Origin of the sequence: Corynebacterium sp. KPL2830 (assembly GCF_040225635.1) — a bacterium.
Taxonomy (GTDB): Bacteria; Actinomycetota; Actinomycetes; order Mycobacteriales; family Mycobacteriaceae; genus Corynebacterium.
This window is the reverse complement of record NZ_JBEHFR010000024.1, coordinates 23,854-34,252: the sequence shown is the minus strand read 5'-3', so window position 1 is coordinate 34,252 and position 10,399 is coordinate 23,854. Positions and strand designations below refer to the sequence as shown.

General features: G+C 59.1%; 10 protein-coding genes and 4 tRNA genes. 13 read left to right on the top strand and 1 reads right to left on the bottom strand.

The features are described 5' to 3' along the window. Position 1 precedes the first annotated feature (1 nt). The 13 genes from ABRP87_RS08905 (at position 2) to ABRP87_RS08845 (ending at position 8,911) form a co-directional block, all read left to right on the top strand. Positions 2-77: transfer RNA gene (locus tag ABRP87_RS08905), tRNA-Gly, on the top strand. A gap of 30 nt (positions 78-107) precedes the next feature. Continuing rightward, positions 108-178: transfer RNA gene (locus ABRP87_RS08900), tRNA-Cys, on the top strand. 24 nt (positions 179-202) lie between these two features. After that, positions 203-274 (top strand) — tRNA-Val (locus ABRP87_RS08895). A 43-nt stretch (positions 275-317) separates the two neighbouring features. Next, positions 318-393 (top strand) — tRNA-Gly (locus ABRP87_RS08890). Positions 394-616: 223 nt separating this feature from the next. Next, entirely contained in the window at positions 617-1,189 is a 573-nt protein-coding gene (locus ABRP87_RS08885; RefSeq protein WP_039885991.1) for a copper resistance CopC family protein, read from the top strand. Further along, complete coding sequence (locus ABRP87_RS08880) at positions 1,189-1,830, top strand: copper chaperone PCu(A)C (protein ID WP_349868398.1); 642 nt, start codon at positions 1,189-1,191, stop codon at positions 1,828-1,830. The genes ABRP87_RS08885 and ABRP87_RS08880 overlap by 1 nt, the downstream gene beginning before the upstream one ends. 2 nt (positions 1,831-1,832) lie before the next feature. After that, positions 1,833-3,062, top strand: a complete 1,230-nt coding sequence (locus ABRP87_RS08875; protein WP_349868396.1) for a Dyp-type peroxidase — start codon at positions 1,833-1,835, stop codon at positions 3,060-3,062. A 77-nt stretch (positions 3,063-3,139) separates the two neighbouring features. Next, entirely contained in the window at positions 3,140-5,203 is a 2,064-nt protein-coding gene (thrS, locus tag ABRP87_RS08870) for a threonine--tRNA ligase (RefSeq protein ID WP_349868395.1), read from the top strand. After that, on the top strand, positions 5,190-5,759 hold the full coding sequence (locus ABRP87_RS08865) for an HIT family protein (RefSeq protein ID WP_349868393.1): 570 nt from the start codon (positions 5,190-5,192) through the stop codon (positions 5,757-5,759). The genes thrS and ABRP87_RS08865 overlap by 14 nt, the downstream gene beginning before the upstream one ends. Beyond that, positions 5,752-6,360 carry a phosphatidylinositol phosphate synthase gene (pgsA, locus tag ABRP87_RS08860; protein ID WP_023022606.1) on the top strand — a complete coding sequence of 203 codons (609 nt, stop codon included), beginning with the start codon at positions 5,752-5,754 and terminating at the stop codon, positions 6,358-6,360. The genes ABRP87_RS08865 and pgsA overlap by 8 nt, the downstream gene beginning before the upstream one ends. A gap of 84 nt (positions 6,361-6,444) precedes the next feature. Continuing rightward, entirely contained in the window at positions 6,445-7,347 is a 903-nt protein-coding gene (locus tag ABRP87_RS08855) for a phosphatidylinositol mannoside acyltransferase (protein ID WP_349868391.1), read from the top strand. Next, positions 7,347-8,450, top strand: a complete 1,104-nt coding sequence (locus ABRP87_RS08850) for a glycosyltransferase family 4 protein (protein ID WP_023022603.1) — start codon at positions 7,347-7,349, stop codon at positions 8,448-8,450. Before ABRP87_RS08855 ends, ABRP87_RS08850 begins: the two co-directional genes overlap by 1 nt. Beyond that, complete coding sequence (locus tag ABRP87_RS08845; protein ID WP_034659215.1) at positions 8,450-8,911, top strand: hypothetical protein; 462 nt, start codon at positions 8,450-8,452, stop codon at positions 8,909-8,911. Before ABRP87_RS08850 ends, ABRP87_RS08845 begins: the two co-directional genes overlap by 1 nt. 4 nt (positions 8,912-8,915) lie before the next feature. Here ABRP87_RS08845 and ABRP87_RS08840 read toward each other — a convergent pair whose 3' ends face one another. Continuing rightward, entirely contained in the window at positions 8,916-10,298 is a 1,383-nt protein-coding gene (locus ABRP87_RS08840; RefSeq protein ID WP_349864227.1) for a DUF2029 domain-containing protein, read from the bottom strand. Positions 10,299-10,399: the final 101 nt, after the last annotated feature.

Below are 10,399 nucleotides of genomic sequence, written 5' to 3'. Positions count from 1 at the left end.
TGCGGATGTAGCGCAGTTGGTAGCGCATCACCTTGCCAAGGTGAGGGTCGCGAGTTCGAGTCTCGTCATCCGCTCCAGCACTGTATTGTGTGAGGCGGTATCGCCACGGTGGAATGGCCGAGTGGTGAGGCAACGGTCTGCAAAACCGTGCACACGGGTTCGATTCCCGTTTCCACCTCAACTTAATGCCTTTGGGCATTGGGCGCGATTAGCTCAGTGGGAGAGCGCTTCCCTGACACGGAAGATGTCACTGGTTCAATCCCAGTATCGCGCACGAGGGTCACCTGATGACCCTTGGTGAATCTTTTGATTTACCTGCGGATGTAGCGCAGTTGGTAGCGCATCACCTTGCCAAGGTGAGGGTCGCGAGTTCGAGTCTCGTCATCCGCTCCATTCAAGCCGCCTTGTCACCAAGGCGGCTTTTTTGTATCTGGCACACCCCACTCTTCTGAAGTGATGGAGATCGCAGACTTTTTCGCTTCGGTGCGGAACTATAGAGATACTGTTACCGACTATTGAAGAGACACACTGATGACCACGATTGTCACCAAGCCATTCGGTGGGATTAGGATGTCTTTGCATGCACACGCAAAATTCAGAACTGAAGGAGCTGAAAATGAGCCATCGCGTACCTTGGTTGCGTCGCACGGCAATGGCAGTGGGAGCTGCCGCGCTTATCGCCGGCGGATCCGCACCCGTAGCACTGGCGCACGATTCCGTCGTGGGCGGAACCGTAAAGGAGGGCGACCAGCTCGAGGAGTTTCCTGAGGAAATCACCTTGGAGTTCTCCGGCATTCCAAAGGACCAGTTCAACACCTTTGCGGTAACCAATAAGGACACTGGGGAACAGATCTTTAGCCAGGAGCCGGAGCTAGATGATCGCGATCTGACGATCACGACTCCAGATGATGTCGACCCCGGCCCAGGTAACTACCAGGTGGGCTACAACATCACCTCCTCGGACGGACACGCCACACGCGGTGGCGTCTCATTTACGGTGAAAGGTGAGGACAGCGATGGTGCTTCTTCCACCGATGCTGCAGATGCAGATGGAGCTGCAGATTCTTCGAGCGATATGCCCACCTCGGTGAAAATCATTCTGGGAGTGGGCGGTGTGCTGGCCATAGCGGCCGTTCTGGCTTTGTTGATCGCAAAAACCCGTCGAAACGACTCGAAAGGTCACAAATAATGACTAAGAAAATTTCCCGCCTGATTGCCGGCGTATCCCTCAGCGCCGTGGTTCTTGCCGGTTGCTCCCCAGATAACGAGAACGATTCCAGCAACTCGGACTCGACTTCAGCTGCATCTTCGACTGCAGAAGCCAGCGAATCCACTGCGGCAGCGGATAAGGACCTAACCTTCGAGGACGCTGTTGTCCGCGCGAACGAAGACAAGGACATGACCGCCATCTTTGGCACCTTGGTCAACCACTCGGATAAAGACATCGAGATCACCGGTTTCTCCACGAACCTGGACGCAGAGATGAACCAGATTCACGAGACCGTCGATGGCCAGATGCGAGAAAAGTCCAGCCCCTTGGTCATCAAGGCCGGCGAGAGCCACGAGCTTGCGCCGGGTGGCGATCACTTCATGTTGATGGGCATGAAGGAAGGCATCATGCCGGGCGATTCCCTTGAACTCACGCTGACCCTGTCTGACGGCGAGGAGCTTGACTTGGGCGCCATCCAGGCTCGCACCATGGGTGCCGGCGATGAGGACTACGGCGACATGGACGGCATGGACCACGGTCACGCGGGCCACGATCACTCCGATCATGCAGGCCACGACCACTCCGGCAACGACGACAAGAAAGAAAAGCACACGCACTAATCATGACGGGATTCAGCAGAAGGGGATTTCTCACCGGCGCTGCAGTGTCTACCAGCGCCTTCGCGCTGGTGGGATGCAACGCGGATAAATCAACACCACACGCTGAAGCGGAGGAACACAACACCCCGCTTGCTGATGCCACCGTGGCTTTCGACGGCCCACACCAGGCCGGCATTGACACGCCGGAGCAAGCACACCTGAACTTGGTGGGCTTTAACCTCAAAGGGGGCATCGGCAAGCAGGGCTTTGCCCGCCTGATGAAGCTGTGGACCGAGGATGCGCGTGCGCTGTGTAAGGGCAAGCCCCCGTTGGGGACCTTGGAGCCGGAAATGGTGCGCCAGCCGGCGAATCTCACCATTACGTGTGGGTTGGGTGAACACATTTTCTCGCTGCTGGGCGTGGATAAGCCGGAGTGGCTTGGCGATGTCCGCGCCTATTCCCGCGACCAATTAGAAGACAAGTGGGGCCAAACTGACATCGTCCTGCAGATTTGCAGCGATGACCCCCTGATGAATACCTACGCCCTGCGGCACATGGTGCGCTCAGGCGAGCATTATGCCGAAGTTAGCTGGCTGCAGCAGGGCTTTATCAATGCCTACGGCAGCCACGAAAAGGGCGAGACCGCGCGCAATATGTTCGGCCAAAAAGATGGCACCGTGAACCCGCGCGGCGATGAACAATTCGCCGAGCAGGTCTGGATCGAGGATGGCCCGAAGTGGCAGCAGGGTGGTGCGGCCATGGTGGTGCGCCGCATCCGCATGAACCTCGATACCTGGGAAAAGCTGGACCGGTCCTCCCGCGAAAATGCGGTGGGGCGCAAGCTGGAAAACGGGGCACCGCTTACGGGTGATAAGGAATTCGATGAGGCGGACTTTAAGGTCACGGATGAGTATGGCTTGCCGGTCATCGATAAGAACTCCCACATGGCGCGCGCGACAGCGCCGAAGGACCACCCGGAGCAAAAGATTTTGCGCCGGCCCTATAACTACGAGCTGCCGCCGGATGGCAAGGACGGCCAACTATCCAATATCGGCCAAATCTTCATCTGCTACCAGCAGGATCCCACCAAGCAATTCGAACCCATCCAGGCGCGCCTCGATGAGGCGGACCTGTTGAATGAGTGGCTGACCCACATCGGTTCGGCGATGTATTTCTGCCCGCCGGGAACTAAAGGCAGCGATGGTAAAGAAACGTGGTGGGCGGAATCGCTTTGCACGCATGCTGGCCTGTAGAATGACGATCCGTAAATTTAACTAGTGGATGCGGCCAGGTATGCCGTATCTGCGCGAGCGCAAAAAGGAGCGCGAATATGGCGGAACTTATTCCCGCAGCACCGGTAAATTACGAATCCTTCACCGTGCCAGCCGGGCAAGCGGTTGGTGCGGCTCTCCGCGAGCTGGACCTGCCCAATAAGGGCCCAGAGGCGGTCGTGGTAGTCCGCGGCGTGGACGGTACTCTTTTTGACCTCTCGCACACCCCGGATGAGGAATCGACATTTGTCCCGGTAGCCGCCTGTGAGGAAGATGGACGCGCCGTTATTCGCCACTCCTGCGCCCACGTGATGGCCCAAGCCGTGCAGGCCGAGTTCCCCGGCACCAAGCTGGGCATTGGCCCGTCCATTGAGAACGGCTTCTACTTCGATTTCCAGACCGCTGAGCCCTTCACCCCGGAGGATCTCAAGGCCTTGGAAAAGCGGATGAAGAAGATTATTAAGGGCAGCCAGCGCTTCGAGCGCCACACCTATGCGTCTACGGCTGAGGCGGAACAGGCCTTGCAGGATGAGCCCTTCAAGCTGGAGCTTATCCAGGACAAAGGCAATGTGGACCCAGACTCCGACGAGGCCGCCGAGGTGGGTGCCGGCGATCTGACGCACTATGACAACGTGAACCCGCGCACCAACGAGGTGGAATGGTTCGACCTGTGCCGCGGCCCGCACGTTCCCACCACGAAATACATCCCGGCCTTTGCCCTGACTCGGTCGTCCGCCGCCTACTGGCGCGGCGACCAGGCTAACGCTGGCCTGCAGCGCATCTACGGCACCGCTTTTGAGTCTAAGGACGCATTGGCCGCCTACCAGACCATGGTGGAAGAGGCAGAAAAGCGCGATCACCGCCGCCTGGGCCAGGAACTGGACCTCTTCTCCTTCCCGGATGAGATCGGTTCCGGTTTCCCCGTATTCCACCCCAACGGTGCGACCGTGCGCATGGAGATGGAAAACCACTCCCGCAACCGCCACGTGCAGGCGGGCTACTCCTTTGTCAATACCCCGCACATCACCAAGGGCGACCTCTTCCGTAAATCCGGCCACCTTGATTTCTACTCCGATGGCATGTTCCCGCCGATGCAGCTCGATGGCGAGTACGACGCCGAGGGAAATACCGTCAAAGAGCCGCAGGACTACTACGCCAAGCCGATGAACTGCCCGATGCACAACCTGATCTTTGCATCCCGCGGCCGTTCCTACCGCGAGTTGCCGCTGCGCCTGTTCGAATTCGGTACGGTCTACCGCTACGAAAAGTCCGGCGTGGTGCATGGCCTGACGCGTGCGCGCGGTTTTACCCAGGACGATGCCCACATTTACTGCACCGAAGAGCAGCTGGAAGAGGAACTCACCCAGGTCCTAGACTTCATTATCTCGCTGCTTGAGGATTACGGTCTCTCCGATTTCTACTTGGAGCTTTCCACCAAGGACCCCAATAAATTTGTCGGCTCCGATGAGATTTGGGAGCGCTCGACCACGATCTTGCAGTCCGTGGCAGAAAAGTCCGGTCTTGAGCTCGTTCCTGACCCTGAGGGTGCGGCGTTCTATGGGCCGAAGATCTCCGTTCAGGCCCGCGATGCCATTGGACGTACCTGGCAGATGTCCACGGTGCAGCTGGACTTCAACCTGCCCGAGCGCTTTGAGCTGGAATACACCGCATCCGATGGCACGAAGAAGCGCCCGATCATGATCCACCGTGCCCTCTTCGGCTCCATCGAGCGCTTCTTCGGTGTGCTTCTTGAGCACTACGCGGGCGCATTCCCAGCGTGGTTGGCACCGCACCAGGTCATGGGCATCCCAGTCGCGGATGACTTCGTGCCGCATCTGGAGGGCGTCGCCGCAAAGCTGCGCCGCAAGGGCATTCGCGCGGATGTAGATACCTCCGATGACCGCATGCAGAAGAAGATCCGCAATCACACGACGGGCAAAGTGCCCTTCATGCTGGTCGCCGGCGCCCGCGACGTGGAAGCCGGTGCGGTCTCCTTCCGTTTCCTGGATGGCACGCAGGTCAACGGCGTGCCGGTCGATGAAGCCGTTGAGCTCATCTCCACGTGGGTAGCAGAGCGCACCAACGAGCAGCCGACAGAAGAGCTCATTCGTGCCCGGCGCTAATCCGCAGAAGGGGCAAAGCGAGGAAACATTCGTCGATACCGGTGCCGGTGAGCCGGACCGGTTGGAGCGACTGTGGGCACCGTACCGGATGGCCTATATCGCGCAGCGGTCCGAGGATCCCTTCGTGGAAGCCCCGAAGGGCAGCGATGAGGACGGGCTCATCATCGCGCGGGGTGAAACGGTATATGCGCTGCTCAACTTGTTTCCCTATAACGCCGGCCACCTCATGGTGGTGCCGTACCGCAAGGAATCCGAGCTGGAAAACCTCACCGAGGAAGAATCCCACGAGCTTATGGCCTTTGCCCAAAATGCGGTGCGGGTACTCAAGCGTGTATCACAGCCAGAGGCCATTAATGTGGGCTTTAACTTGGGGCGCGCGTCCGGCGGCTCGGTGGGAGACCACCTGCATTTGCATGTGGTGCCAAGGTGGCCCGGGGATAGTAACTTTATGACTGTCCTCGATGGGACTAAGGTATTACCGCAACTACTGCAAGACACCCGTCGTGTCTTGGCAGAGGGGTGGCGTGACATGGAAGAGGAGGACTCGCGTGCTTAGCGTGCATGGGCGAAAGCCCGCCGCCGTGGTGGTGGAACCTATAGCCAAGACCTTTTTAAAGTTGGGGCTAACACCCAACGTGGTCACGGTTGTAGGCACGATTGTGACCATCGCTATTTCGGTGATCCTCATTCCTACCGGCCACCTCTTTATCGCCGCCGTACTATCCGGCCTCTTTGCCGCCTTTGACATGCTCGATGGCACCATGGCCCGACTGACCGGCAAATCGAGCGCCTTTGGTGCCACACTGGACGCGAGCTGTGACCGCATTACCGATGGCGCGTTGTTCTGCGCCATCGCGTGGTGGCTGGTTTATACCGCAGACGCGTCCAAATGGACAGTGGCGGCCTGCCTCATTACCTTGGTGTGCTCCCAGGTCATTTCCTATATCAAGGCTAGGGGAGAGGCCTCCGGTTTCACCATGGTCGGTGGCCTTATTGAGCGCCCTGAGCGCCTCATTCTCGCGTTGGGCGGCATCGGCCTTGAGGGCTTGGGTGTAGATTACGCCGCAGCGGTATCGCTGTGGATCTTGGCGGTCGGCTCAATCTTTACCGTGTATCAGCGCATTGCCATTGCAGCGCGCCAGGATGCTGGGATATAAAATTAGCGACCGTGGGCGCAGCGGGGGCTATCATTCCGGCTAGTTCGTGGTTTGCGCACTGACTTTTCTGGAGGACCCGGCACCATGTGGGATAAACAAGATGTAGCAGCGGCTGGTTATTTGGCGGGCTGGAAGGTAGTTCGCCGCTTGCCCGAGCCGGTAGCGCGCACCATCTTCCGGTGGGTAGCGGATTTCGCGAGCGACCACGGGCGGGGCATGGACGGCCTGCGGGGAAACCTTACCCGCGTTGTGGGGGCAGAAAATGTCACGCGCGAATTGGTACGCGATTCCATGCGTTCATATATGCGCTATTGGATGGAGGCGTTTCGCCTGCCCGCGATTCACGCGGATCCCCAGCTGCACGAGCGCCTCATGAGCGGCCTGAAGGGGCTCGAGCACTTCGACGCCTCCGCGCAGTCTGGACGGGGCGTCATCCTGGCGCTGCCGCACTCCGGCAACTGGGATATGGCTGGGGTCTTCTTGGTGGGACATTACGGGCAATTTACCACCGTGGCGGAGCGGTTAAAGCCGGAGGTGTTATTTGATGCCTTCGTGGATTACCGCGAGGAACTGGGGTTTGAGGTCCTGCCGCTTACCGGTGGGGCGGCCACGCCCTTTGCGCGCCTGAAGGAAGCCCTGCAGGAGGGCGGGGTGGTCTGCTTATTGGCGGAACGCGATATTACCCGCCGCGGTATCACGGTAGATTTCATGGGCGAGGAAGCCAATATGGCGGCAGGTCCCGCACAGCTAGCCATTGAGACCGGCGCGGCACTCCACGTGGTGCACTCGTGGTTTGAAGGCGATGGCTGGGGGTTGTCGGTGTCTCCAGAAGTTCAGGTTACCGATATTAAGGAGACCACCCAGCGGATGGCGGATGGGTTTGCGGCTAATATCCAGCACCACCCCGAAGACTGGCACATGCTGCAGCCGCAATGGAACGAGGACGTGGAGCGGCGCCGGCAAGCGCGAAAGGAACGTTCCAGTTAATGCGCATCGGTATTATTTGCCCGTATTCTTTTGATGAACCTGGTGGCGTGCAGGCCCACATCCTCGACCTGGCCACCGTTTTTATAGAACAAGGTCACTTTGTCCAGGTTCTTGGTCCTGCCGCAGAGACCACACCGCTACCGGATTTCGTGGTCAAGGGCGGCCCGGCCTTCCCGATTGCGTATAACGGCTCCGTTGCGCGCTTGTCGGTGGGGCCAAAGGTAACCCGCAAGGTCAAGCGCTTCATTCAGGACGGTGATTTTGATGTCCTGCATATCCACGAGCCCAATTCCCCGAGTTTTTCCATGACCGCCTTGGCCGTGGCGCACGGCCCCATGGTGGCGACGTACCACGCCTCGGCGGCCAATTCCCTCATCCTGACCCTGGCAAAGCCGCTCCTCGTGCCCTTTTTGGAAAAGATTCGCGGCGGCATCGCGGTATCGGATATGGCGCGGCGCTGGCAGGTGGAGCAATTGGGTGGCGATCCTGTCCTGATTCCCAATGGCGTCGATACCTCCGTCTACGCTTTAGCGCGCAAGAAAAGCCAGCCCGCGCTTGCCGATGCCCCACTCGAGGTCGTTTTTCTCGGCCGCCTCGACGAGCCGCGGAAGGGCCTGGATATTCTGTTGGCCGCTTTGCGTCAGGTCAACACGAATATTCGCGTCACCATTATGGGTGGCGGCCGTGCCCGCGAGGTCGAGGGCGTGGATTTTGTCGGGCGCGTCAGCGACGCAGAAAAGGCACAAATCTTGGGCCGGGCCGATGTCTACGTGGCGCCCAATACGGGCGGGGAAAGCTTTGGCATCGTGTTGGTAGAAGCCATGGCCGCCGGTGCCGCCGTCGTGGCTTCGGATCTGGAGGCCTTTCGGGCGGTCTGCAACGCGGAATCGGAAGAGCCTGCGGGAGCGCTATTCCGCACTGGCAATGCCACCGATTTGGCACGTGTGCTCAACCAAGTTTTGGATGATGGCGACTACCGGCGGCGATTGGTGCGCAATGGCGTGCAGCGCGCCCAGATGTATGACTGGGACCATGTTGCCGCGGCGGTCATGCAGGTTTATGAAACGGTGCAAGATGGCACGAAGGTGAGGGTGAAGCGATGATGGCGATAGAAATAACCATCGCGCTGCTTATTCTAATTCTTGTGGGATCGTGGGCCATTTTCACAGCGCAGCGGCTAAATTTCCTGCACATCCGCACCGATGCTGCGCTGGCGCAACTGCAGGCGGCGTTGGACCGGCGCGCGGCGGTAACGGCGGCAGTTTCCCCGGAACTTGCGGCCTTGGCGCAAAGGGCCGAATCCACCGAGCTTTCGCAAGGGCATTTTCAAGCCCGCACCATGGTAGAGCGCGAGCTTTCGGCCGCCATTGTGCGCGATTTTCCGGTAGGCCAGCGCCCGGCCGCCTTGGCGGATGCGGAAGGCCGCATCCAATTGGCGCATCGCTTCTATAACGAGGCAGTTAGCGATACGCGCGCGCTGCGCCTGCGGCCCGCAGTGCGCTTCTTCCACCTCGGCGGAACCGCTAAATTACCGGAGTACTTCGACTACATGCTGGCGGATTAAGAATTTAGCTGCGGGGTGTCTGCGTAGTGGCATCGGTGCTCGCTTCAGACTCGGTAGGGGCGTCGGAGCCAGGCACGTTAATTCGCCCCGTATTCGGCGAGGACGCGTTCTCTGCGCCGGCTTCCGCGCTCGTTTCCGAGCCGCCTGCTGCCACGATGGCCTTTTCTATGCGGCGGGACAGGCTTACCTCAAGGATGAACCATATAAGTGCAAAGAGCACCGCTACGAGGATGAGCACGTTGCGGGCGACGAGTACGTAGACCGGAGTCAGGTTTTCGCCCACGTACTTCCACACGAAGTCATAGTGGAACGGGTAGACGTAGGTGCCAAGCGCGGCGGCTGCAACTGCACATACAGCGAGGAGGCCCTGACAGATCTTGATGGGTATAAACCCGGCGGGGAGCTTTTGGCGTACTACCACAGCGAATAGCGGTCCGAGCCAAATGATGTACTGGGGAGAAAATACTTTATTGGTTGCTATGAGGAGCAGCACCATAAGGGTGAAGAAGGCGACGGTGGTTCGCGCGGTCCACCCTCCGGCGAAGAAACGGTACAGCGCCCAGCTCAAGGCGAATACCAGCATCCCGGCCGTCGCGATGGAGCTCCACATGATGGCGGTATCGACGCCCGGACCTGAAATTTCAAAGCTCTTGGACGGGGCATATCCCAAATGCCACTTACCTGGGTTCAGGTGTGCCTGTAACAGCAGGTTTGTCGCCGGAATGGATTCAAGTTGGAGTCCGCGTACCCCCTGATAGTTCAGTGGGGAAAGCAGACGGTCCATGCCGGAGGTGACAACTGTCAATGCTGAAAGGGCGGCAACCGAGCCGAAAAAGGACGCCAAGCGCAGCCAGGAATTGGTGCTATTAAAGCGCCCGACCAGTCCAGCTGCGAGGACGCCTGGCCAGAGCTTCATGGTGGTGGCGAAGCCTAATAGGGCGGCGCCGGTCTTGGGATGAGAAATAAGGAGCGCTGCGGCCCCAGCGACGACGACGGCAGGAAAAATATCGAGGCGCCACACAAAGACGTGGCCTGCAGCCGTGCCAAAAAAGACCCAGAACCAACCGGCGAGAAAAACGCGCTTATTGCGTTCGTGGTGGCGCAGCAGGAGGGCGAGGAAGGTGGCATCGACAAGCAGCGTCATGATGGTAAAGCCAATGTAGAACACGCCGCGGTCTCCACCGGTGAACCAACTTAAGATGATGGTGGGCCACGTGCCCGCGTGGGGGTATTCGGTCATCTGCGTGGGATCAGTGCCAAAAAGGCCGGCGAAATAATAGGCAACATCGCCGCGTGCGCTGTGGTCGAGCTTCAAAAAATAGACCAAAACCAAGCGGGCGAGAACCCAGCCCACCCATACCGCAGGAACTGTCGCGAATCTTTTCACCCAAAAGATTCTAGGGAAAAATTTGGTCGTTGAGTAGTTCGAATCAGGTTTCTCGTCACCGGGGTTGGGCTGCCCCGGGGAGTAGGGTGGCAAGGCAGACG